Origin of the sequence: Ciceribacter sp. RN22, assembly GCF_024054295.1 — a bacterium.
GTDB lineage: Bacteria > Pseudomonadota > Alphaproteobacteria > Rhizobiales > Rhizobiaceae > Allorhizobium > Allorhizobium lividum.
This window is the reverse complement of record NZ_JAMXLD010000002.1, coordinates 669,925-690,111: the sequence shown is the minus strand read 5'-3', so window position 1 is coordinate 690,111 and position 20,187 is coordinate 669,925. Positions and strand designations below refer to the sequence as shown.

Below are 20,187 nucleotides of genomic sequence, written 5' to 3'. Positions count from 1 at the left end.
TCGGACCCGTGCTTGCAAGCCTCTACCCGGTCATGAAATCTAGCCGGTTGTCTCCGGTGTATAATGCTGTAATTGTTAACGGCAACGTTGCAGATGTGGAGGAGCATTCATGAAGACGATCAAGGGGCCCGGCATCTTTCTCGGGCAGTTCGCCGGCGATGCGGCGCCTTTCAATTCCTGGGACGGGATCACCAAATGGGCCGCGGAGAAGGGCTATGCCGGCGTGCAGGTGCCGACCTGGGCGGGGCAGCTGATCGATCTGAAAAAGGCGGCCGAATCCAAGGACTATTGCGACGAGTTTGCCGGTGTCGCGCGGCGGAACGGTGTCGAGGTGAGCGAGCTTTCCACCCATCTGCAGGGCCAGCTGGTCGCCGTCCATCCGGCCTATGACGAGGCCTTCGACGGCTTTGCGGCGCCGGAGGTGCGCGGCAATCCGAAGGCCCGCCAGGAATGGGCCGTGCAGCAAGTCAAATATGCGCTGAAGGCGTCCCGCAATCTTGGCATCAAGGCCCATGCGACCTTTTCCGGCGCGCTCGCCTGGCCCTTCTTCTATCCCTGGCCGCAGCGGCCGGCCGGCCTCGTCGAGACGGCCTTCGACGAGCTGGCGAAACGCTGGCTGCCGATCCTCGACTATGCCGAGGAACAGGGCGTCGATGTCTGCTACGAGATCCATCCCGGCGAGGACTTGCATGACGGCGTCACCTTCGAGATGTTCCTCGAGCGGGTGAAGAACCATGCCCGCGCCAACATGCTCTACGACCCGTCGCACTACGTGCTGCAGTGCCTCGACTATCTCGACAACATCGACGTCTACAAGGACCGGATCAAGATGTTCCACGTCAAGGACGCGGAGTTCAACCCGACCGGCCGGCAGGGCGTCTATGGCGGATACCAGGGCTGGGTCGAGCGCGCCGGACGCTTCCGTTCGCTCGGCGACGGACAGGTCGACTTCGGTGCGATCTTCTCGAAGATGGCGGCCAACGATTTCGACGGCTGGGCCGTTGTCGAATGGGAATGCGCGCTGAAGCACCCGGAAGACGGCGCGCGTGAAGGTGCCGAGTTCGTGAAGGCGCACATCATCCGCGTGACGGAGAAGGCCTTCGACGACTTCGCCTCCGGCGGCACCGACGAGGCGGCCAACCGCCGGATGCTGGGGCTATGACTCGTCAAGCCAGCAGGAGGGCTGGAATGTCACCCTTTTCGAGCGCCGGCAGGGCGGCCTCGATCCGGTCCAGCGGCCAATCCCACCAGGCAAGGGCGAGGAGGTTGGCGACATCCTCGGGCGGGAATCGCTGGCGGATCGTTTTGGCCGGGTTCCCGCCGACGATCGTGTAGGGGGGTACGTCGCGTGTCACCACGGAAGACGCCGCGATGATGGCGCCGGACCCGATGGTGACGCCCGGCATGATGGTTGCGCTGTCGCAGATCCAGACGTCGTTGCCGACGGCAGTGTTCTTGAAGGGAAGCTCCTGATAGCCGCCGATTGTCTGCGGATCGAAGACCCGGAACGGATAGGTGCTGATGCCCGTCATTGGGTGGTTGGCGGAACTGGTGATGAAGCGGCTGCCACGTGCGATTTGCACGAACTTGCCGATTGTCAGTTTCTCCCGGCTGAAAGGATAGAGATAGGGTGCCAGAATCGTGGCTGTTTCGGTGACGGGGCCTGAATGGGTGAAGTAACTGAAGTCGCCGATCTCCATACGGGGATGGTCGATGACGACGTTGAGGTAGACGGTTTCCTCGTAGGGGGAGCCGTCGGCGAGCGTGATGGGATGAGCCAGTTGGCTGTCGAGAAAAGGCATGACCAAGATCCTTGATAAAGCGGGGCTTCGATGCACGTCGAGTGTCGGCATCGGCTCTGGTGCTTCGCCTCGCGGGAGGCGGATCTCAGTTGTTCACTGTCAGGGCATCCTTCTCTTCAGGATGCCATTCTAACCAATCTGGAATCCGGATTCCAGACCAACTTCCAGAAGGAGCTAATACGATGGCGATCGAAGCGGGTAAGACGGGCGAGCGGACGGCGAAGATCAGGCTCGGCATGGTGGGCGGCGGGCAGGGCGCCTTCATCGGCGGCGTGCACCGGATGGCCGCCCGGCTCGACGATCATTTCGACCTCGTGGCCGGCGCGCTCTCCTCGACGCCGGAGAAGTCGCTGGCTTCGGGCCGTGAACTCGGCCTCGACCCGGCGCGTTGCTACGGTGCCTTCGAAGAGATGGCGGAGAAGGAGGCGGCAAGGCCGGACGGCATCGAGGCCGTCTCGATCGTCACGCCGAACCATGTGCACTATCCGGCCGCGAAGGCTTTCCTGGAACGCGGCATCCACGTCATCTGCGACAAGCCGCTCACCTCCAATCTGGAGGACGCCAGGAAATTGAAGGCAGTGGCGGACAAGAGCAGCGCGCTCTTCATCCTCACCCACAACTACACCGGCTATCCGATGGTTCGCCACGCGCGGGAACTCGCGCTCAACGGTGAACTCGGCGAAATCCGCATCGTGCAGATGGAGTATCCGCAGGATTGGCTCGCCGAACCGATCGAGCAGACCGGCCAGAAGCAGGCCGCCTGGCGCACCGACCCGAAGCAGTCGGGAGCGGGCGGCTCCACCGGCGACATCGGCACGCACGCCTACAATCTCGGCTGCTTCGTCTCCGGGCTGGAGCTCGATGAACTGGCGGCTGACGTCCACACCTTCGTCGCCGGGCGCAAGCTCGACGACAACGCCCATGTCATGCTGCGTTTCAAGGGTGGCGCCAAGGGCATGCTCTGGTGCAGCCAGGTGGCGACCGGCCACGAGAACGGGCTGAAACTGCGCGTCTACGGCAGCCGGGGCGGCATCGAGTGGACGCAGGCCGATCCGAACTATCTCTGGTTCACACGGCTCGGCGAGCCGAAGCAGCTCATCACCCGTGCAGGCGCCGGCGCCGGTACATCCGCCGCGCGTGTCACCCGCATTCCGAGCGGCCACCCGGAGGGCTATCTCGAAGCCTTCGCCACGATCTATTCGGAAGCGGCGGCCGCCATCAGTGCGGCCCGCTCCGGTACGGTCGTCGATCCCGCCGTCGTCTATCCGACCATCGACGACGGGGTGAAGGGCGTCGCCTTCGTCGAGGCCTGCATTGCCTCGTCGAAGCAAAACGGGGCCTGGGTGAAGGTGTGATTGTTCGCCCACCTCCCCCTTGAGGGGGGAGGTCGCGCGGAATGCGCGGGTGGGGATGATCCCTGTCGACGTGTTCACCCCACCCCGGACCTGCGGCCCGACCCTCCCCTTCAAGGGAGGATGTCGTTCAACTGCAACGTTGCAGTTTTTTCGCCCATCGGTCTTTCTCCTCATTCCGGATTGGTTTAAACCGCTTGCGACGTTCTCGGGCGGGCCGTGCGCCATCGCTTCCGGTCCCGCGTGTCCCGATTCAAAGCGAACGGAGTGTTCCCATGATCGATCCGAAGAAACTTGCCGAGCGGTTCCCCGGCGATTTCGTTTTCGGCGTTGCCACCGCCTCGTTCCAGATCGAGGGCGCGACGAAGGAGGACGGCCGCAAACCGTCGATCTGGGATGCGTTTTCCAATATGCCGGGGCACGTTTACCAGAGGCACAACGGCGATATCGCCTGCGACCACTACCACCGCTGGGAACAGGATCTCGACCTCATTCAGGAGATGGGCGTCTCCGCCTACCGCTTCTCGATCGCCTGGCCGCGGATCATCCCTGAGGGTACGGGCCGCATCAACGAGAAGGGGCTCGACTTCTACGACAAGCTGCTCGACGGCTTGAAAGCGCGCGGCATCAAGGCCTTCGCGACGCTCTATCATTGGGACCTGCCGCTGGCGCTGATGGGCGATGGTGGCTGGACGTCGCGCTCGACGGCGGATGCCTTCCACCGCTATGCGAAAATCGTGATGGCGCGGCTGGGGGACCGGCTCGATGCGGTCGCGACCTTCAACGAGCCCTGGTGCTCTGTCTGGCTTTCTCATCTCTACGGCGTGCATGCGCCGGGGGAGCGGAACATGGATGCGGCGCTGCATGCGCTCCACTACACCAATCTCGCCCACGGCCTCGGCATCGACGCCATCCGGCAGGTGGCACCGCAGGTGCCGGCCGGCCTCGTCATCAACGCCCATGCGGTGATCCCGGCTTCCGGCAGCGATGCCGACAAGGCGGCGGCCGAGCGCGCCTTCCAGTTCCACAACGGCGTCTTCTTCGATCCGGTCTTCAAGGGTATGTATCCGGACCGGTTCATGGAGGCGCTCGGCAGTCGCATGCCGGCGATCGAGGACGGCGACATGGAGGTGATTGGCCAGAGTCTCGACTGGTGGGGGCTCAATTACTATTCGCCGATGCGGGTTGCCGCCGATCCGGCGCCCGATGCCGAGTTTCCGGCGACCGCGGGCGCGCCGCCGGTCTCGAAGGTGAAGACCGATATCGGCTGGGAGGTCTATGCGCCGGCGCTGAAGTCGCTCGTCGAGGGGCTTTATGACCGCTACGACCTGCCCGCCTGCTACATCACCGAAAACGGCGCCTGCTACAACATGGGGCCGGAGAAAGGCGAGGTCGACGACCAGCCGCGCCTCGACTACTATGTCGAGCACCTCGGCATCGTTGCGGACCTGATCAAGGAAGGCTTTCCGATGCGAGGCTATTTCGCCTGGAGCCTGATGGACAATTTCGAATGGGCGGAGGGCTACCGGATGCGCTTCGGCCTCGTCTATGTCGATTACGAGACCCAGGAACGCATCGTCAAGAAGAGCGGCAAATGGTACGGCGCGCTCGCCTCGCAGTTTCCGAAGGGCAACTTCAAGGCGGGGTGACACGGCCGGCGGGCGTGCGATGATGGCGCTCCGATTCTCCTGAAAGGCACGCCCACATGTCGGTCCCGGCCAAACGCCTCTACGCGCTCTGCGGTTCCTTGCGGACACGCTCCACCAACCGCGCGCTGCTCGAAGCGATCCGGCGACTTGCCCCGCACAGCGTGGAGGTCGAAATCTCCGGCCTGATCGGCCTGATGCCGATCTTCAATCCCGACCTGGAAGGCGATCTCACGCCCGAACCGGTGCTGACCTTTGCGCAAGAGATCGCGACCGCGGACGGCTTGATCGTCAGCGCGCCGGAATATGCCCACGGCATTCCGGGAGGTCTGAAGAACGCCCTCGACTGGCTGGTGTCGCGGTTCGAAATTCCCGGCAAGCCCGTCATGCTCGTGCATGCTTCCCATCGGGGCGATTTCGCGCTGGAAGCGCTGACCGAGGTGCTGAAGACGATCGCGACCGATCTCAGACCCGAGACCTTCCTGCGCGTGCCGTTGCTCGGCAAATCGGAGGACGAAATCGCGGCCATCCTCGGCGCGCCGGAGACCGAACACGCAATTTGCTCGGCCCTCGGGCGCTTCATGGGCGCGGTTGCCGCGAAGGACCCGGCGTCACGGTAGGGAGCTCGGACATTTCCTCAGGGTGGTGCCCTGGCTCGCCGTTTCCAAAGGGCGGCGTCAGGGCAGGGCGACGTACTCCGTTCAACCGATCTTGATCAGCTTGTCATTGCCGCGTTCGGCTTCGCTGCGTGCGTCGAATTCTGCACGGGCGGCGTGGATCTGGTTGTAGTTCTCAAAAACCCAGCCGCCGAGCGCCTGGATCGGTTCCGAGAAGGATTGGCCGAGTTCCGTCAGTTCGTATTCGACCCGAGGCGGCACGGACGCATAGACGGTCCGCCGCACCATGCCGTCGCGTTCGAGCGCGCGCAGCGTCAGCGTCAGCATGCGTTGCGATACGCCGACGACCGTGCGCTTGATGTCGCTGAAGCGCTGCGGCCCGTTCCGGAGCACCATGATAATGAGAACGGTCCACTTGTCGCCGAGCCGTGACAGCATTTCGCTGACGGTCGGGCACTTGCCTGGGTCATAGCTCGAACACATTACGCTTACCTCCGTGTGACTTGGTATAACTCATGTGCCTTCTTGTGTCTCGTGCGGAGTTACATATTTAGGTCTGGTTACGTTTTGTTACCAGGTTTCCGAATGTACCTTGCCTGAACGGCCAGCCTCCGGAAACCGCAGACCAGAAAGGCACTCTCTCATGCTCCTCGACAAGCTCAACTGGCGCTACGCGACCAAGAAGATGGACCCGACCAAGGTCGTCCCGGACGACAAGGTCGAGCGGATACTCGAAGCGGCGCGGCTGGCGCCCACGTCCAGCGGCCTGCAGCCCTATGAAGTGATCGTGGTCACCAATCCGGAGGTGCGCGCGCGCATCCGCGAGGTGGCCTGGAATCAGGCTCAGGTCACCGACGGCTCGCACCTGCTCGTCTTCGCCGCCTGGGACAATTACACGCCCGAGCGGATCAATATGATGTTTGATCTTGTGAACAAGGAACGCGGCTTCACCAACGAAGGCTGGGAAAACTACCGGCAGATGCTACTCAACACCTATGTACCGCGCGATCCGGAGGTGAATTTCCAGCACGCCGCACGGCAGGCCTATATCGGCTTCGGTCTCGCGCTGACGGCGGCCGCCTTCGAAGGCGTGGACGCGACGCCGATGGAAGGTTTCGAGCCGGACAAGGTCGACGAGATCCTCGGCCTGCGCGAGCGCGGCCTTCGCTCGGTGACGATCATGCCGCTCGGCTACCGCGAGACCGAGGGTGACTGGCTGGTGAACCTCAAGAAGGTCCGCCGCCCGAAGGACAGTTTCGTCAGCGTCGTCGCTTGAACGACGAAGGCGCGCCGTATCCTCCCAAGGCGGCGCGCCTGAACGCCTTCGGTTCCTCTCTGATGTTTGGTCATATTTTGCGCCCTGAAGCCCGAGAGGGAAATAACTTCGCTCGGCAGGCCGGTAAGATGGTGCGATAAGAAGCCATCGTTCGCGGATGCATGACACCCATGCAGGCCGCGGGTTTGAAAGGGAATGGCAGGAAATGGTAGAGCGGCGTCTCATGCGTCGAATGTGTTGCTCGCGGTAAGCACCGAGAGAACCCCTGTCCGCGGCCCGTTTGCGGCCTTCTACCGAAGAGAAATTTCATGAACAGACGAAGCTACGGGATTTCGCTCGTGCCGGAGGGTGCCTGATGTCGATCGTCGCCCATCTCCCGAAGACCGATGCGCAGCCGATGGTGACGTTCGAAGGCGTCACCAAGCGCTTCGGCGGCAGCGGAGGCCGTCCGGCGTTCTCCGCGCTCGCCGGGGTGGACTTTGCCGTGGCGCGCGGTTCGATCACCGGCATCATCGGCCGGTCCGGCGCGGGCAAGTCGACGCTGATCCGGCTGGTGAACGGATTGGAGACACCCTCCACCGGCCGTGTGGCGGTCGACGGGGTTGATGTCGGCGCGCTCGACGAAGCGGGCCTTCGATCACTCCGGCGGCAGATCGGAATGATCTTCCAGCACTTCAACCTGCTTTCCTCGCGGACCGTGCGCGACAACATCGCGCTGCCGCTCGAAATCGCGGGTGTCGACGCGCGAACGATCGAGGCCAAGGTCGGGCCGCTGATGGATCTCGTCGGACTCGGCGACAAGGCAAAGCGCTATCCGGCCGAGCTTTCCGGCGGGCAGAAGCAGCGGGTCGGGATCGCACGGGCGCTCGCCACCGAACCGAAGCTCCTCCTCTCCGACGAGGCGACGTCGGCGCTCGATCCCGAGACCACGCAATCCATCCTCGATCTCCTGAAGCGGATCAACCGCGAGCTTGGCCTCACCGTGCTCTTGATTACCCACGAGATGGAAGTCGTGAAGACCATCGCCTCCGATGTCGCCGTGATCGACCGGGGCCTCATCGTCGAGCAGGGGCGGACCTTCGATGTCTTCACCCGGCCGCAGCACGAGACCACGCGTGCACTGCTTTCGGCCGCCGTCGGCGTGAAACTGCCGGAGTGGATCAGCAATGACCTCGCCAGCGCGCCGAGCGCGGGCGATCGGGCTTTCGTGCGGCTGATCTTCTTCGGAGAGACGGCCTTCCGGCCGCTGACCGCACGGCTTGCCGCCGAGATCGGCGCAGACCTCAACATCCTTGCGGGCGCGATCGACGAGATCGCGGGCGAACCCTTCGGCTCGCTCGTCGTTTCCTATCCCGCCGATCCGGCGACGCTCAAGCGGGCGGAGCGTTTCTACCGCGAAACCGGTCTGACCACGGAGGTGCTCGGCTATGGCGCCTGACATGCTCATTGGCCTTCTCGTCAAGGCGCTGCTGCAGACGTTGCAGATGGTCACTGCCGCTGGGTTCATCGGCACGCTCGTCGGCCTGCCGATGGGGATCTTTCTCGCGACCAGCGGCAGGGGTGAACTCTTCGAGGCGCCGCTCACCAACCGCATCGTCGGACTGGTCGTCAATGCCCTGCGCTCGACGCCCTTCATCATCCTGGTGGTTGCGATCATTCCCCTGACGCGGTTCATCACCGGCACCTCGATCGGCACGATCGCGGCGATCGTCCCTTTGACGATCTCGACCATTCCTTTCATCGCCCGCCTGATCGAGGCGGCGATCCGCGAGGTCGACAAGGGGCTCATCGAGGCGGCGCGTGCAATGGGCGCGACGCCTTTCCAGATCGTCGTCAAGGTGCTGCTCGCCGAGGCCAGGCCCGGGATCACGCTCGCGCTGACGCTGACCGTCGTCAGCCTCATCGGCTACTCCGCCATGGTCGGTGCGGTCGGTGGCGGTGGGCTCGGCGATCTCGGCATCCGTTACGGCTACCAGCGCTTCATGCCCGAGGTGATGCTCGCCGTCGTCGTCGTGCTCATCCTGCTCGTCCAGACCGTGCAGAGCGCTGGTGATGCGCTCGCCCGGCGTTTCGACAAGCGCAGCCGAAAGAACTGAAACCTCCCTTTCAGGAAACCCAAGGAGAAAAGACAATGAGGAAACTGATCGTCGCTGCCGCTATCGCAGCCCTGTTTTCCGCCGGTACGGCGCTTGCCGAGGACATCAAGGTCGGCGTGACCGCTGGCGAGCACGCCCAGATCATGGAAAAGGTCAAGGAAATCGCGGCGAAGAAGGGCCTGAACATCGATATCGTCGAGTTCTCCGACTACGTCGTGCCGAACCAGGCGCTGGCAGACGGCGATCTCAATGCCAACTCGTTCCAGCACCAGCCGTATCTCGACAACCAGATCGCCGACCGCGGTTTCGACATCGTCAGCGTCGGCACGACCATCACCACGCCAATGGGCGTCTATTCCAAGAAGGCGAAGAGCCTCGACGAGTTGCAGGACGGCGCGACCGTCGCGATCCCGAACGACCCGACCAACGGCGGCCGCGCGTTGCTCGTGCTCGCCTCGAAGGGCCTCATCAAGGTCAACCCCGAAGCCGGCCTGAAGGTCGGTCCGGCCGACGTCACCGAGAACCCGAAGAACATCCAGTTCGCCGAGCTCGATGCCGCCCAGCTGCCGCGCTCGCTGGATGACGTCGACGCCGCAGTGATCAACACCAACTACGCGATGGAAGCGGGCCTGCACCCGAAGAAGGATGCGATCGCCATCGAAGGCGAGAAGTCGCCCTATGCCAACGTGATCGCGGTGCGCACGGCCGACAAGGATGCCCCTTGGGTCAAGACGCTGGTCGAGTCCTACCATGACGACAGCATCAGGACCTTCACCAATGAGGAGTTCAAGGGCGCCCTCATCCCGGCGTTCTGATCCTTTTGCGCGATCGGCAGACGACAGAGCCCCCTCCTTGCGGAGGGGGTTTTCGTTTCAGTGCGGCGCTTGCCTTTTGCGCGCCGACAACAGAGACTGCCTCCATCGGTTGCAATGGAGGTGAGAATGGCACGCTTGCAGTTACCGCTTTCCGGCAATGTCTCGCAGACGATCAATCCCTGGACTTGGGTCTTCAGCCCGGGTGAGGGTGGTCAGGTCGGGCTGTTCAACTTCAGTATCGACCTCGGCCCCTCGACCAACCCGGAGGTTGAGAAGGACATCCTCAGCGACGTCGCAAGCTACGGCAAGCAGCTCGGCAGGATCGAGGATGCCTTGCGACTGGTCATCGAGACGCTCGAACCGTTGGTCGCCGACCGGAAGCTCGGCGATCAGGAGGCAATCATCGCCTTCAAGGCCCTGATGTACGAGGTTGACAACGTCAAGGAACATCACGGCCGGGTGCGGGAAGAGGCGCGTTCTGCCGTGCTTTGAGGTTTGTCAAATCCCGAGCAGCGAGAGTTGCGATACTTCTCGCGGTTCTGAAGACCGGTTCGCTCTGGCTGCATTCATTGCGGCCGCAATGCTTGCCGCATCCTCGTCGGATATGCTCAGGATGCCGAAACGGAAGGCATGGCCCCAGTTGCGCTTGCCCTTTGTCAGCTCCAGCCGGTCGAGCAATGGCAGGATCGGCGCGGGCTGAGAAGCATACCATTCGACATCGCGGCGGAAAGGCATGAAATCCTCCGTCATCTGCACGCGGTAGGGTGGACGGCCCTGCATGGCGCCGATGGCGGTGAAGGCCCTGAGCGGCGATGGTTGGCCGAAAACCGAGGATGGCGAATAGGCAATAACCGTCTCGCCAGGCCGGATGCGCCGGAGCGGCGCATCCTTTCCGTGGCAGGCCTGTACGAAGCCGCCGGCAACGCCGCGGGCGACATGATCGGCGGAAGCGACGATGACCCAGGCCATGATCGTCACACCGGCGGATTGTAGAAGCGGATGCGGTGTCCATCGGGATCGGCGAGCACGAAAGTGCGGCCGAACTCCATGTCCGTCGGCGGTTGCAGGACGACATGCCCGGCCGGAGCGAAAGTCGCATAGGCTTCGTCGACGGCTGCGGCATTCTCCAGTGGAACGGCAATTTCGATCATACCGGGGACGCCTGTAGTTGCCGGCTCGACCGTGTGGCGTGACCACAGCCCAAGCTTGATGCCGCCGGGAAAGACAAACATGGCGAAGGTGGGAGACTGTTCGACGGGTGTTGCTCCCAGAAGTCCGGCGTAAAAGGCGGCACTTTTCTGCGGCTCGTCGACATAGAGGATGGTGAGGTTCGGTGTCATCGGGTTCTCCTTTCGATAACCGGAGACTAGACCGACATGCTGCCAGAAATTGGCAGCATCATTCAACGTCAGAAGATCCGCTCCGGAATGCCGCTTTTCTGCCGCCACTCCTTCAGCAATTGCGTGCGGCGTCGGGGATAGCGCCCGGTTCCCTCCTCGATGACGTCCATCCGGTCGGTGCGGAAATGGCGGAAATCATTGCGGAGCGTGCACCAGGCGAGAAGGACGCGAGCGCCATCGAAGAAGGCGAGAGCAAAGGGCCAGATAGTGCGTTCAGTGGCGCTGCCCTTTTCGTCACGATAGACGATCCTCAATGTCCGCTCGGCCTGTATCGCCTTGCGCAAAAGGGTGAGGTCGACCCGATCTTCGGGTAGTTCCGGTTTTCCGCCGGCGAGCAGCGGACTCGACGCCAACGTCTCGCGCAGGTCTGCCGGGAGGACGGCATCGATCTTCGACAGCGCGTCACGGGCGGCAAATACAAGCTGGGGATCGGCTCGGCTTGCCACCAGCCGCATGCCGAGCACCAGTGCTTCAATCTCATCGGCGGAAAACATCAGGGGCGGGAGCATGTAGCCGGGGCGCAGCATGTAGCCGACGCCGGCCTCCCCATCGATGTCTGCGCCCTGCGCCTGCAGCGAGGCGATGTCGCGGTAGAGCGTGCGCAGCGATATGCCGAGCGTCTCTGCGAGCACGCGACCGCTCACCGGCCGGCGGTGCTGGCGCAGGACCTGAAGGAGTTGCAGGAGGCGTTCGGAGCGGCTCATCGGTGTCCCATGCTGGCAGATTTTGTCAGCAGGAATAGGGCAGACCTACGCGTTTGGCGAGTCCCGAGCGCGTCCGGATGACGGCTGCTCAGCGGCTCGCGTCGAGCCAAAGTACCTCGATGACGCGGGCTTCGGCCTTCGGTGGATCGGCGAAGAGGCGTTCGGCGATCTCCAGCGCCTCGCGCCGCAGCGCCTGTTGCTGGCGGATTACGGCACCCAACAGGTGCGCGAGTTCAGCACCGCCGTTCAGGACATCGGGCTCACGGTCGAGAAGGGCGACCAGCAGCGCCAGATCGTGCTCGTGACCGAGAACGGTGACCAGTGCCTTGGCTTCGGCGAACTTGGCCGCCATGGCCGAAGGCCAGAGGTCGCGCAGGAGGGCGAGATGCATCGAATAGTCCTGCGCGCATTTGCGCAGCTCGTGGAAGACCTCTTCGTGGGCAACCGAATGGCAGGCCCCGAGCGCTTCGTGTGCGCGTGAAAGATTGCTCCGCCATCCCCTTGCGATGCGCTTCGCCGTCGCCTGCCGGCCGTCATTGAAGGAGAGCCCGTCCAGCGCACGGATCGCGTCCCGGCATGCCGCAATGGCGGCTTCCGCCTTTTGCGGCAGGTCGACCTCGTTTTCCGCCATCGTATCCCTTCTTGCCGTGAGCGCCGTCCGGGCATGGGCGAGCGCTTCCCGTTCGTCGGTATTCAGCGCATGGTCTTCGAGGTAGGCGGCGGTTTCGATCAGGGCGGTCGCGTCGCGCACCAGCGACAACGTGTGGGCGATGTCTCGCAGACGCGCATTCTCCCGCTTCTGGAAATCTCGCGCGTCGTCTGCCACCAGACGATAGAGCGCGCGCACGCGCTTCAGCTTCCGGCGGGCCTGATGGATGGCTTCGTGCAGGCCCTCGGGCTGCTCCGTGACGAGGGCGATCGCCCGCTCGAGTTCGCCGGCCGCCGCCTTGCGCAACGCCCCGGAGAAGGGACGGTCGGGCCTAATTCGGTAGGCCATAAAGCACGTCCTGCTGCAGCTTTTCGGTCGCCAGCGCCTGGTTGGAATAGCGCCGGTCGCCCGTCACTTCGCGGCCGATCCAGTGGGGCAGGGGCGGCGCGTCGCTTTCTTTCCGTAATTCCACCTCGGCGATCACCAGCCCCTGGTAGGCGCCTTCGTAGGCATCGATCTCCCAGACGAAGCCGTGATGCTCGACCGTGTAACGCACCTTCTCGATGACGTTGCCGACCGCGAGCGCGATCATCTCCTCGGCGTCGTCGAGAGCAATGGAATACTCGAACTCGTCGCGGACGAGCGAATTCTGGCCGATCTTGACCGTCAGCTGTGCCGAGGTGCCGTTCTTCGTGCGCACGCGAACGGAGCGGTCGTGCATGAGAACGACGTAGGCCTGGCGCATCGGCGTCGCAGACGTCGCGAGCGCCCGCCAATCATCGTTTGCCACGAGGAACTTCCGCTCTATCTCCTTGGCCATCGACCCCATTCCGGTTGCCGCCCTGCGGGGTTACCGTACAGGAAGTCTGGAATGCGTCAAACGGCGGCGACGCGAACGCGTGCATTTGTCTCGACAAGGCGGGCCTGTCGCTATATCCGTCTGTCAATTTCAATCGTTTTAAGAAAGGGAGCCGGACCATGGGCGCCAAAACCGAAAAGCTTCTTTCGACCCTGAAACTGCAGCCGGTCGTGCCGGTGCTGATCGTCGAGGATGCCGGGACGGCGGTGCCGCTCGCGCGTGCGCTGGTTGCCGGCGGACTGAAGGCGATCGAGATCACCATGCGCACGCCGGACGCGCTGGAGGCGGTGCGGCGGGTCGCGGCCGAAGTCGAGGGTGCCGTCGTCGGCGCCGGAACGATCCTCAACGCCGCGCATTTCGAGGCGGCCGTCGAGGCTGGTTCCCAGTTCATCGTCAGTCCCGGTACGACGCGCGAACTCATCCACGCCGCCCGGTCGTCGGACATTCCGCTGCTTCCCGGCGCGGCGACCGCGAGCGAAGTCATGCAGTTGCGCGAGGAAGGCTACCAGGTCCTGAAATTCTTCCCCGCCGAACAGGCGGGCGGCGCCGCCTACCTGAAGGCGCTGTCGTCGCCGCTCGCCGGCACGCTGTTCTGCCCGACCGGCGGCATTTCGCTGAAGAACGCGCGCGATTATCTCTCTCTGCCGAATGTCGTCTGTGTCGGCGGTTCTTGGGTAGCGCCGAAAGAACTGGTCGCGGCCGGCGACTGGGCGGGCATCACCAGGCTCGCCTCCGAGGCGGCGGCCCTCAAGGGCTGATCGGGCAGGCGATATCGCCATCTTTGTATTGTCACGATCGGCTACCTATGTAGCGTTGAACGATTGCACAACACGGAGATGGCGATGTTCGACGCGAAGAAGCTTCTGGATCAGTTTCTCGGTTCACAGGTTCCCGGAACTACGGGAACGGTGAAGGAAAAGGCGGGCGGCATCGCCCAGCTCGCCAGGGACAATCCGCTCGCGACCGGCGCCATCCTCGCCGCCGTTCTCGGCACCAAGGCCGGCCGCAAGCTCGCCGGCAATGTCGCGACCATCGGCGGCATCGCCGCCATCGCCGGCCTCGGCTACCAGGCCTACAAGAACTATCAGGCCGGCAAGGCCCCACAGACGGCACCTGCCGCCTCCGAGCCCGTCCTTCTTCCGCCGCCGGCCGATTCGCCGTTCAGCCCCGAGGCTGCGGCGGCGGGGAACGATTTCGCGCTGACGCTGGTCCGCGCGATGATCGCGGCCGCCAAGGCTGACGGCCACGTCGATGATGCCGAGCGGGCCCGCATCCTGGACAAGATCCACTCCTCCGCCCTTGATGCGGAGGCTGAGGCCTTCATCGCCGAGGAACTCGCCCGGCCGACGGATATCGAGGCCCTGGTCGCGGCGGCAAAGACCGAAGCCCAGAAAGTGGAGCTCTTCACGGCGTCGCGGCTCGCAATCGATCCCGACAGCCGCGCCGAACGCGGCTATCTCGACATGCTTGCCGGCCGTCTCGGCCTCGCCGACGGTCTGGTCGACCATATCGAGGCGACGGTCGCGGGTGCCACCGTCTGAGCGCGTAATGTCACCAGGAGGTCGGTTGCCTTTGCCCGGCGGCTGGCCTACTGCTTTGCCGGAACATTCCGTGAGGCAGGCATGCGCGATCTATCGACATTCAAAGGCTGTCCGGCGCCGTCGCCGGTAAGGCTCGAGGGCCGTTTTGTGACGGTCGAGCCCTACGTCAAGGACAAGCACCTCCAGGCCCTGTGGGACGGCCTCGGCGGCATGGGCATCAATCCGCTGCTCACATACTTCACCCAGCCGGACTTCGACAGCATCGCCGACTTCGAGAGCTGGCTCGATACTGCCCGCACCAAGGGCGGCTGGCTCACCCACGTCTTCCGGGACAATGCCTCCGGCAAGATCGTCGGCATGGCGAACTACATGCGCGCCGACCCGGCCAACGGCGTCGTCGAGGTCGGGGGCGTCGCCCACGGTCCGGCGATGAGCCGCACGCCGCTTGCGACCGAGGCCCATTACCTGATGGCGAAGCACGTCTTCGAGGATCTCGGCTATCGCCGCTACGAGTGGAAGTGCCACAACGACAACGAGGCGAGCAAGACGACCGCGCGCCGCTACGGCTTCACTTTCGAGGGCGTGTTCCGCCAGCACATGCTGTCGAAGGGCAAGAACCGCGACACCGCCTGGTTTTCGATCATCGATGGCGACTGGCCGCTGGTGAAGGCGGGGTTCGAAGCCTGGCTGCATCCCGACAATTTCGATGCGGACGGCCGGCAGAAGCGGAAGCTCGAGGACATCCGCGCCGAGCTCGCACGGGCGACGGCATGATGGCAGAGGACGACAAGAACTCCCGCTCCTCGGCGATCGCCGCCTTCGTCATCCTGCTCGGGATCGGTATCGCGCTCCTCGTCATGCCGAAGGTCGTGCTGTGGGTCGGCGGCTACTCGCCGGTGCTGGCGGCTGCGCTCGGCACGCTGGTGATCCTGTCCTTCTTCCTGATCTTCTGGCTGCGCGCGCGTTATCAGCGCGGCCGCGACGGTCAGGACTGAAGCGCCGCCGCAAGCAGCACCACGCCCATCACGATGACCAGAAGGGCGCCGCCGATTTCGATGGCGCTCGCGACCTTTCGCGCTGCCGGCGAACCGGGGCCGGAGAGGCGAACGGCGAAGCTTTTGGCCGAGACGGCAAGCGTCGCGAGAAGGGAGACGGTGATCGCGGTCCCGAGGGCCATGGCGAACACCGAGAGCACGCCGCCGAGATAGAGCCCGTTCAGGATCGCGAAGGTCATCACCAGCAAGGCGCCCGAACAGGGGCGCAGGCCGACGGCGACGATCGCGGACCATGCGTCGCGCAGCCGGAACTCCTTCGCCGACAGAAGCCGCGGATCGGCGATATGGGTCATGCCGCAGTCGGGGCAGACGGCCTCCGGCGCAAGGCCCGCATGGCTGTGTTCGGCGGCGATGGCTTCGAAACGAAGGCCTGTCGTCGTGCGCGGGACGGAGGTCGACACGGGAGCGGCGAAGAGCGTGGCGCTTGCTGCCTGCATGGCGAAGACCGACCGCAGCTTGCGGACGAGAAGCCAGAGGCCGAAGGCGATGATGAGCCCGTAGCTTGCAAGCTCCATCGCATCCGTCGCGTTCGTCAGCGTGATTCCCGTGCCCCGCAGGACGAGATAGGCGGTTCCGACCACGGCGATCGCGACCAGCGCCTGTACCGCTGAGGAGACGAAGGAAATGCCGACGCCGCGTTTCAACTCCGTTTCGTTGGCAATCATGTAGGAAGAGATCACGGCCTTGCCGTGTCCTGGACCGGCGGCATGGAACACGCCATAGGCAAAGGAAAGCCCGACGAGCGTTGCAAGTCGGCTCGGGTCCTCCCGCATTGCCTTCAGCGATTCGGTCAGCGCACGGTAGAAGGCCTGCTGGTGTTCGTTCACCCAGCCGAGAAATCCGCCGAACATGCCGGTGGTGGGGAACGACGGTTCGGCCGTGCCGATGCCGAGCGGCGATCCCGCGAAAGCGGCCGGCGCCGCAATGGCGACCAGGAGGGCCGCGAGCGCGGCATATTTGCCGAGGCGGGCGTTCAGCATGACACTTCGAGGCGGGTTGCGAACAGCTTGCCCATGTCCGAGCCGCCGGGATTGTTGAAGAAGGCTTCTGTCATCATGTTCTGGTTCTGCGCCATCACCGCGTCCGGATCGGGGCGGATGACCTCTCGCTTGCAGGCGTCGAAGCCCTGACCTTCGGTTGCGAGATCGCCGTCCTTGGCAAAGTCGATCGACGTATAGAAGGTCGGGTCGTAGATGCCGAAGGAGAGCTTGCCCTTGAGCGGCACGGCGGTCTGCGGCTTCACGATGAAAAAGACGATGAGCTGGTTGTCCTTGAAGTCGACGTTGAACACCTCCGGCGTCGCAAGTTTCACCGGGTTGCCGTTGTCTGTGATGAAGGTGAAGTAGTCGTAGTCGCCCGTCGAGGTGCGGATCGTGTCGGCGATTTCCTTCAGTTCGTCCGGGTCGAGCTTCAGATTGGTGTTCTTGTCGAAATCGAGCAGTACACTCGAGGAGAACACGTCGTCGAAGCGCCAGACATTGCGGATTTCCGTGATCTTTCCGGCGTCGGCGACGACCTCCAGCCGCGCCTCGGCGAAGATATGCGGATGGGCAAGAGCGGGCAGCGGCTGCAGGGCAAGGGCGATCGCTGCGGCCGCCGGCGTGAGAGTTTTCTTCATGGTGCCCTGTCGTTGTGCTCGCGTCACGGGATTCGGCGATCCGTCATCGTTCCCTTTACCAGAATTGGGACGGAAGTTGGACTGCCTGTCCTGTGCCGGGCTGGCAACCCTCAGGCGTTCTTGCGGAACCAGCCGTGGAGATAGTCGACGAAGGCGCGGACCTTTGCCGGCAGGTAGCGACGATGGGGATAGACGGCGTAGATGCCCCGGTCGGATGGCAGGTAGTCGTCGAAGAGCGAAACGAGCTCTCCGGATTGTAGGTAGGGTCTCGCGATGAAGTCGGGGATCATCGCGACGCCGAGCCCTGCGCGCGCAGCCCGGAGCGTCGCCTGCGGGCTGTTGACCTCGATCGGGCCGCTGACGCTCACGGAAAAGCTGCCGTCCTTCGGGTCATGGAAGCGAAGCGTGTTGTGGGTCCGCGAATTCGTGTCGATCAGGAATGGCACTCGCGACAGGTCCTGCGGCTGGGTGAGTGGCCCGTGCTTCTCGACGAAGGCGGGCGTGGCGCAGGCATAGACGCGGAAATCGGAAAGCTTGCGGGCGATCAGGCCGGAATCGTCGAGCTTGGTAATGCGGATCGCGAGGTCGAAGCCCTCCTCGATGAGATCGACGAACCGGTCCTCGGCGACGATCTCCAGCGACAGATCGGGGTGTTCCTTGACGAAGTCGATCAGCGACTGCCCTACATCGGCGTCGATGAAGGTGCGCGGCAGCGAGACCTTCAGTTTGCCGCGGATGTCGGCATTGTTCTCGCGCACCAGGTCGGCGAGGTTGTCGATCTCCTTCAGGATGTCGGAGGCCGTCCGGTAGTAGGTGTGGCCGGCCCCGGTCAGGGAGAACTGGCGCGTCGTGCGGTTGAGAAGAAGCGCGCCGAGTTCGTCCTCCAGCTCGCGGACGTACTTGGAAAGCAGGGCCTTCGAGCGACCGGTCTTGCGGGCGGCGGCGGAAAAGCCTTCGGCTTCGACGACGTCGATGAAGGCGCGCATGCGGGTCAAGGTATCCATGATGCGGGCTCCTTCGCGAACTGCGCCGAATTGTGAACATAAGCGGAAGATCGTTCAATCTCATTTTCGGAAAACAGGGCAAAAAACGCTTGATTATGACCGCGAATGTTCTTATCTCCTCGCTTGCCCAAAGTCGCACGTGCCTGTGGGTGTCCGCCGACCCTCGAACTGGGAGAAATCCCTAAGGTGAGGTCATCGGTAAGGTACCTGGAACTAACCCCTCCAGTCGCTATTCCGGCCAACCGGGAAATGCGAGGACATCTTGAAGCAACGACGGTGCGGGCCTTTCTGGTTCTCTTCCGGCTTTCCATCAGCCGGGGTCACTGAAGAGGCACACCATCATTGCCGGAAGTGCGGTCGGGTCTCCCCTCCAATCCATGGCAGACAAAGCGGATTTATGCGCCCGGTTAGCGGGTGCGTCTATCCATCGTTTACGCGTTGAGCGTTCGTACGGTACCAGAGTCTCCACCGGCTGGTTTCGCGCGTTCTCTCGTCGCCCTTTGTCCTTCCGGAACTTTTGCAGGTTCCGGGCTCTTTGGAATATGGAAGGGATAGACCGATGACCACTGCCCGCATCCTCGACTTCATCAAGTCCCGACGACCGGAAGGTCCCTGCCTTGTGGTCGACCTCGACGTCGTGCGCGACAACTATGCCGCCTTCCGTCACGCCCTGCCGGACAGCGCGATCTACTATGCCGTCAAGGCCAATCCGGCTCCGGAAATCCTGTCGCTGCTCGCCGGGCTCGGCTCGAGCTTCGACTGCGCCTCCGTCGCCGAGATCCAGATGGCACTCGACGCCGGCGCGACCGCGGACCGCATTTCCTACGGCAACACCATCAAGAAGGAACGTGACGTCGCGCGCGCCCATGCGCTCGGCATCAGCCTCTTTGCCGTGGACAGCCACGAGGAAGTCGAAAAGATCGCCCGTGCCGCGCCCGGCGCCCGCGTCTTCTGCCGCGTGCTGACGGACGGCGAAGGTGCCGAATGGCCGCTTTCCCGCAAGTTCGGCTGCGTCCCGCAGATGGCCGTCGACGTGCTTGTCTACGCGCATCAGCTCGGTCTCGAGTCCTACGGCGTTTCCTTCCACGTCGGTTCGCAGATGACCAAGGTCGATGCCTGGGATTCGGCCCTCGCCGATGCCAAGCGCGTGTTCGCCTCGCTCGCCAAGCAGGGCATCCACCTGCAGATGGTCAACATGGGCGGCGGTTTCCCGACCAAGTACCTGCGCGACATTCCGTCGGCGGAGGCCTATGGCCTGGCGATCACCGGTGCGCTGAAGAAGCACTTCGGCAATCATATCCCGAAGACGATCATCGAGCCGGGTCGCGGCATGGTCGGCAATGCCGGCGTGATCAAGGCCGAGGTTGTGCTCGTCTCGAAGAAGTCGGACAACGACGCGCACCGCTGGGTCTTCCTCGACATCGGCAAGTTCGGCGGTCTCGCCGAAACCATGGACGAAGCGATCCGTTACCCGATCCGCACGGAGCGCGACGCGGAGGAGATGGAGCCCTGCGTGCTCGCCGGCCCGACCTGCGATTCGGCCGACGTCCTCTACGAGAAGAACATGTATCCGCTGCCGGTCTCGTTGACGATCGGCGATGAGGTTCTGATCGAAGGCACGGGTGCGTACACCACGACCTACTCCGCGGTGGCCTTCAACGGCTTCGAGCCGCTCAAGGCCTACGTCATCTGACGCCCGACCGCGCCGGCATATCCGGCGCGGCAATCACAAAAAATCATCGGAAACGCTTTG

At 63.7% G+C, this 20,187-nt stretch carries 24 protein-coding genes; 14 read left to right on the top strand and 10 right to left on the bottom strand.

The features are described 5' to 3' along the window. Nucleotides 1-109 precede the first annotated feature (109 nt). On the top strand, nucleotides 110-1,162 hold the full coding sequence (locus NHF53_RS18285) for a sugar phosphate isomerase/epimerase (RefSeq protein ID WP_252835485.1): 1,053 nt from the start codon (nucleotides 110-112) through the stop codon (nucleotides 1,160-1,162). Between the two features lie 4 nt (nucleotides 1,163-1,166). On the opposite strand, the gene NHF53_RS18280 is transcribed toward NHF53_RS18285, so the two are convergent. Beyond that, the gene (locus NHF53_RS18280) at nucleotides 1,167-1,802 is read right to left on the bottom strand and encodes a CatB-related O-acetyltransferase (RefSeq protein WP_252835484.1); all 636 of its coding nucleotides are present in this window, start codon (nucleotides 1,800-1,802) and stop codon (nucleotides 1,167-1,169) included. 182 nt (nucleotides 1,803-1,984) lie between these two features. Between NHF53_RS18280 and NHF53_RS18275 the strand changes: the two genes are divergently transcribed. The 3 genes from NHF53_RS18275 (at nucleotide 1,985) to NHF53_RS18265 (ending at nucleotide 5,420) form a co-directional block, all read left to right on the top strand. After that, a complete protein-coding gene (locus NHF53_RS18275) occupies nucleotides 1,985-3,157 on the top strand; it encodes a Gfo/Idh/MocA family protein (protein ID WP_252835483.1) in 1,173 nt (390 codons plus the stop codon). Nucleotides 3,158-3,429: 272 nt separating this feature from the next. After that, a complete protein-coding gene (locus tag NHF53_RS18270) occupies nucleotides 3,430-4,803 on the top strand; it encodes a GH1 family beta-glucosidase (protein ID WP_252835482.1) in 1,374 nt (457 codons plus the stop codon). Between the two features lie 56 nt (nucleotides 4,804-4,859). Beyond that, on the top strand, nucleotides 4,860-5,420 hold the full coding sequence (locus tag NHF53_RS18265) for an NADPH-dependent FMN reductase (protein ID WP_114364308.1): 561 nt from the start codon (nucleotides 4,860-4,862) through the stop codon (nucleotides 5,418-5,420). 81 nt (nucleotides 5,421-5,501) lie between these two features. Here the strand turns inward: NHF53_RS18265 and NHF53_RS18260 are convergent, their stop codons facing one another. Next, complete coding sequence (locus tag NHF53_RS18260) at nucleotides 5,502-5,900, bottom strand: helix-turn-helix domain-containing protein (protein ID WP_114364307.1); 399 nt, start codon at nucleotides 5,898-5,900, stop codon at nucleotides 5,502-5,504. A 160-nt stretch (nucleotides 5,901-6,060) separates the two neighbouring features. On the opposite strand from NHF53_RS18260, the gene NHF53_RS18255 reads away from it, so the two are divergent. The 5 genes from NHF53_RS18255 to NHF53_RS18235 all read left to right on the top strand — a co-directional run bounded on the left by NHF53_RS18255 (nucleotide 6,061) and on the right by NHF53_RS18235 (nucleotide 10,096). Beyond that, complete coding sequence (locus NHF53_RS18255) at nucleotides 6,061-6,693, top strand: NAD(P)H-dependent oxidoreductase (protein WP_252835481.1); 633 nt, start codon at nucleotides 6,061-6,063, stop codon at nucleotides 6,691-6,693. A gap of 397 nt (nucleotides 6,694-7,090) precedes the next feature. Beyond that, on the top strand, nucleotides 7,091-8,131 hold the full coding sequence (locus NHF53_RS18250) for a methionine ABC transporter ATP-binding protein (RefSeq protein ID WP_374591270.1): 1,041 nt from the start codon (nucleotides 7,091-7,093) through the stop codon (nucleotides 8,129-8,131). Further along, on the top strand, nucleotides 8,121-8,789 hold the full coding sequence (locus NHF53_RS18245; RefSeq protein WP_252835479.1) for a methionine ABC transporter permease: 669 nt from the start codon (nucleotides 8,121-8,123) through the stop codon (nucleotides 8,787-8,789). The genes NHF53_RS18250 and NHF53_RS18245 overlap by 11 nt, the downstream gene beginning before the upstream one ends. A gap of 35 nt (nucleotides 8,790-8,824) precedes the next feature. Next, nucleotides 8,825-9,604 carry a MetQ/NlpA family ABC transporter substrate-binding protein gene (locus NHF53_RS18240; RefSeq protein ID WP_252835478.1) on the top strand — a complete coding sequence of 260 codons (780 nt, stop codon included), beginning with the start codon at nucleotides 8,825-8,827 and terminating at the stop codon, nucleotides 9,602-9,604. Between the two features lie 126 nt (nucleotides 9,605-9,730). Beyond that, nucleotides 9,731-10,096 (top strand): hypothetical protein, encoded by a 366-nt coding sequence (locus NHF53_RS18235; RefSeq protein WP_252835477.1) that lies wholly within the window; start codon nucleotides 9,731-9,733, stop codon nucleotides 10,094-10,096. Nucleotides 10,097-10,102: 6 nt separating this feature from the next. Here NHF53_RS18235 and NHF53_RS18230 read toward each other — a convergent pair whose 3' ends face one another. The 5 genes from NHF53_RS18230 to NHF53_RS18210 all read right to left on the bottom strand — a co-directional run bounded on the left by NHF53_RS18230 (nucleotide 10,103) and on the right by NHF53_RS18210 (nucleotide 13,177). Next, nucleotides 10,103-10,573 (bottom strand): EVE domain-containing protein, encoded by a 471-nt coding sequence (locus NHF53_RS18230; protein WP_252835476.1) that lies wholly within the window; start codon nucleotides 10,571-10,573, stop codon nucleotides 10,103-10,105. Nucleotides 10,574-10,578: 5 nt separating this feature from the next. Continuing rightward, complete coding sequence (locus NHF53_RS18225) at nucleotides 10,579-10,944, bottom strand: VOC family protein (RefSeq protein ID WP_114364301.1); 366 nt, start codon at nucleotides 10,942-10,944, stop codon at nucleotides 10,579-10,581. Nucleotides 10,945-11,012: 68 nt separating this feature from the next. After that, nucleotides 11,013-11,708, bottom strand: coding sequence for a YafY family protein (locus tag NHF53_RS18220; protein ID WP_114364300.1), 696 nt, complete (start codon nucleotides 11,706-11,708; stop codon nucleotides 11,013-11,015). 88 nt (nucleotides 11,709-11,796) lie between these two features. Then, nucleotides 11,797-12,705: a CHAD domain-containing protein gene (locus NHF53_RS18215; RefSeq protein ID WP_252835475.1), complete on the bottom strand. Its 909-nt coding sequence runs from the start codon at nucleotides 12,703-12,705 to the stop codon at nucleotides 11,797-11,799. Next, nucleotides 12,689-13,177, bottom strand: coding sequence for a CYTH domain-containing protein (locus tag NHF53_RS18210; RefSeq protein WP_252835474.1), 489 nt, complete (start codon nucleotides 13,175-13,177; stop codon nucleotides 12,689-12,691). The genes NHF53_RS18215 and NHF53_RS18210 overlap by 17 nt, the downstream gene beginning before the upstream one ends. A gap of 158 nt (nucleotides 13,178-13,335) precedes the next feature. On the opposite strand from NHF53_RS18210, the gene NHF53_RS18205 reads away from it, so the two are divergent. The 4 genes from NHF53_RS18205 (at nucleotide 13,336) to NHF53_RS18190 (ending at nucleotide 15,752) form a co-directional block, all read left to right on the top strand. Further along, a complete protein-coding gene (locus tag NHF53_RS18205; RefSeq protein WP_112689941.1) occupies nucleotides 13,336-13,974 on the top strand; it encodes a 2-dehydro-3-deoxy-phosphogluconate aldolase in 639 nt (212 codons plus the stop codon). An 84-nt stretch (nucleotides 13,975-14,058) separates the two neighbouring features. Continuing rightward, nucleotides 14,059-14,757 carry a tellurite resistance TerB family protein gene (locus NHF53_RS18200; RefSeq protein ID WP_252835473.1) on the top strand — a complete coding sequence of 233 codons (699 nt, stop codon included), beginning with the start codon at nucleotides 14,059-14,061 and terminating at the stop codon, nucleotides 14,755-14,757. A gap of 81 nt (nucleotides 14,758-14,838) precedes the next feature. Next, complete coding sequence (locus NHF53_RS18195; protein ID WP_252835472.1) at nucleotides 14,839-15,531, top strand: GNAT family N-acetyltransferase; 693 nt, start codon at nucleotides 14,839-14,841, stop codon at nucleotides 15,529-15,531. Further along, complete coding sequence (locus NHF53_RS18190; protein ID WP_252835471.1) at nucleotides 15,531-15,752, top strand: hypothetical protein; 222 nt, start codon at nucleotides 15,531-15,533, stop codon at nucleotides 15,750-15,752. The genes NHF53_RS18195 and NHF53_RS18190 overlap by 1 nt, the downstream gene beginning before the upstream one ends. Here NHF53_RS18190 and NHF53_RS18185 read toward each other — a convergent pair. The 3 genes from NHF53_RS18185 to NHF53_RS18175 all read right to left on the bottom strand — a co-directional run bounded on the left by NHF53_RS18185 (nucleotide 15,743) and on the right by NHF53_RS18175 (nucleotide 18,434). After that, complete coding sequence (locus NHF53_RS18185; protein ID WP_252835470.1) at nucleotides 15,743-16,792, bottom strand: nickel/cobalt transporter; 1,050 nt, start codon at nucleotides 16,790-16,792, stop codon at nucleotides 15,743-15,745. The two genes, NHF53_RS18190 and NHF53_RS18185, sit on opposite strands and share 10 nt — an antisense overlap. Then, complete coding sequence (locus tag NHF53_RS18180; RefSeq protein ID WP_114364292.1) at nucleotides 16,786-17,430, bottom strand: DUF1007 family protein; 645 nt, start codon at nucleotides 17,428-17,430, stop codon at nucleotides 16,786-16,788. Before NHF53_RS18180 ends, NHF53_RS18185 begins: the two co-directional genes overlap by 7 nt. Before the next feature lie 110 nt (nucleotides 17,431-17,540). Beyond that, a complete protein-coding gene (locus NHF53_RS18175) occupies nucleotides 17,541-18,434 on the bottom strand; it encodes a LysR family transcriptional regulator (protein WP_114364291.1) in 894 nt (297 codons plus the stop codon). Nucleotides 18,435-18,993: 559 nt separating this feature from the next. On the opposite strand from NHF53_RS18175, the gene odc2 reads away from it, so the two are divergent. Then, a complete protein-coding gene (gene odc2, locus NHF53_RS18170; protein ID WP_252835469.1) occupies nucleotides 18,994-20,127 on the top strand; it encodes an ornithine/lysine decarboxylase in 1,134 nt (377 codons plus the stop codon). The last annotated feature ends 60 nt before the right edge of the window (nucleotides 20,128-20,187 follow it).

Coding starts and splice junctions, on each gene's coding strand:
- NHF53_RS18285 (WP_252835485.1), top strand. CDS start 110: ATGAAGACGATCAAGGGGCCCGGCATCTTTCTCGGGCAGTTCGCCGGC.
- NHF53_RS18280 (WP_252835484.1), bottom strand. CDS start 1,802: ATGCCTTTTCTCGACAGCCAACTGGCTCATCCCATCACGCTCGCCGAC.
- NHF53_RS18275 (WP_252835483.1), top strand. CDS start 1,985: ATGGCGATCGAAGCGGGTAAGACGGGCGAGCGGACGGCGAAGATCAGG.
- NHF53_RS18270 (WP_252835482.1), top strand. CDS start 3,430: ATGATCGATCCGAAGAAACTTGCCGAGCGGTTCCCCGGCGATTTCGTT.
- NHF53_RS18265 (WP_114364308.1), top strand. CDS start 4,860: ATGTCGGTCCCGGCCAAACGCCTCTACGCGCTCTGCGGTTCCTTGCGG.
- NHF53_RS18260 (WP_114364307.1), bottom strand. CDS start 5,900: ATGTGTTCGAGCTATGACCCAGGCAAGTGCCCGACCGTCAGCGAAATG.
- NHF53_RS18255 (WP_252835481.1), top strand. CDS start 6,061: ATGCTCCTCGACAAGCTCAACTGGCGCTACGCGACCAAGAAGATGGAC.
- NHF53_RS18250 (WP_374591270.1), top strand. CDS start 7,091: ATGGTGACGTTCGAAGGCGTCACCAAGCGCTTCGGCGGCAGCGGAGGC.
- NHF53_RS18245 (WP_252835479.1), top strand. CDS start 8,121: ATGGCGCCTGACATGCTCATTGGCCTTCTCGTCAAGGCGCTGCTGCAG.
- NHF53_RS18240 (WP_252835478.1), top strand. CDS start 8,825: ATGAGGAAACTGATCGTCGCTGCCGCTATCGCAGCCCTGTTTTCCGCC.
- NHF53_RS18235 (WP_252835477.1), top strand. CDS start 9,731: ATGGCACGCTTGCAGTTACCGCTTTCCGGCAATGTCTCGCAGACGATC.
- NHF53_RS18230 (WP_252835476.1), bottom strand. CDS start 10,573: ATGGCCTGGGTCATCGTCGCTTCCGCCGATCATGTCGCCCGCGGCGTT.
- NHF53_RS18225 (WP_114364301.1), bottom strand. CDS start 10,944: ATGACACCGAACCTCACCATCCTCTATGTCGACGAGCCGCAGAAAAGT.
- NHF53_RS18220 (WP_114364300.1), bottom strand. CDS start 11,708: ATGAGCCGCTCCGAACGCCTCCTGCAACTCCTTCAGGTCCTGCGCCAG.
- NHF53_RS18215 (WP_252835475.1), bottom strand. CDS start 12,705: ATGGCCTACCGAATTAGGCCCGACCGTCCCTTCTCCGGGGCGTTGCGC.
- NHF53_RS18210 (WP_252835474.1), bottom strand. CDS start 13,177: ATGGCCAAGGAGATAGAGCGGAAGTTCCTCGTGGCAAACGATGATTGG.
- NHF53_RS18205 (WP_112689941.1), top strand. CDS start 13,336: ATGGGCGCCAAAACCGAAAAGCTTCTTTCGACCCTGAAACTGCAGCCG.
- NHF53_RS18200 (WP_252835473.1), top strand. CDS start 14,059: ATGTTCGACGCGAAGAAGCTTCTGGATCAGTTTCTCGGTTCACAGGTT.
- NHF53_RS18195 (WP_252835472.1), top strand. CDS start 14,839: ATGCGCGATCTATCGACATTCAAAGGCTGTCCGGCGCCGTCGCCGGTA.
- NHF53_RS18190 (WP_252835471.1), top strand. CDS start 15,531: ATGGCAGAGGACGACAAGAACTCCCGCTCCTCGGCGATCGCCGCCTTC.
- NHF53_RS18185 (WP_252835470.1), bottom strand. CDS start 16,792: ATGCTGAACGCCCGCCTCGGCAAATATGCCGCGCTCGCGGCCCTCCTG.
- NHF53_RS18180 (WP_114364292.1), bottom strand. CDS start 17,430: ATGAAGAAAACTCTCACGCCGGCGGCCGCAGCGATCGCCCTTGCCCTG.
- NHF53_RS18175 (WP_114364291.1), bottom strand. CDS start 18,434: ATGGATACCTTGACCCGCATGCGCGCCTTCATCGACGTCGTCGAAGCC.
- odc2 (WP_252835469.1), top strand. CDS start 18,994: ATGACCACTGCCCGCATCCTCGACTTCATCAAGTCCCGACGACCGGAA.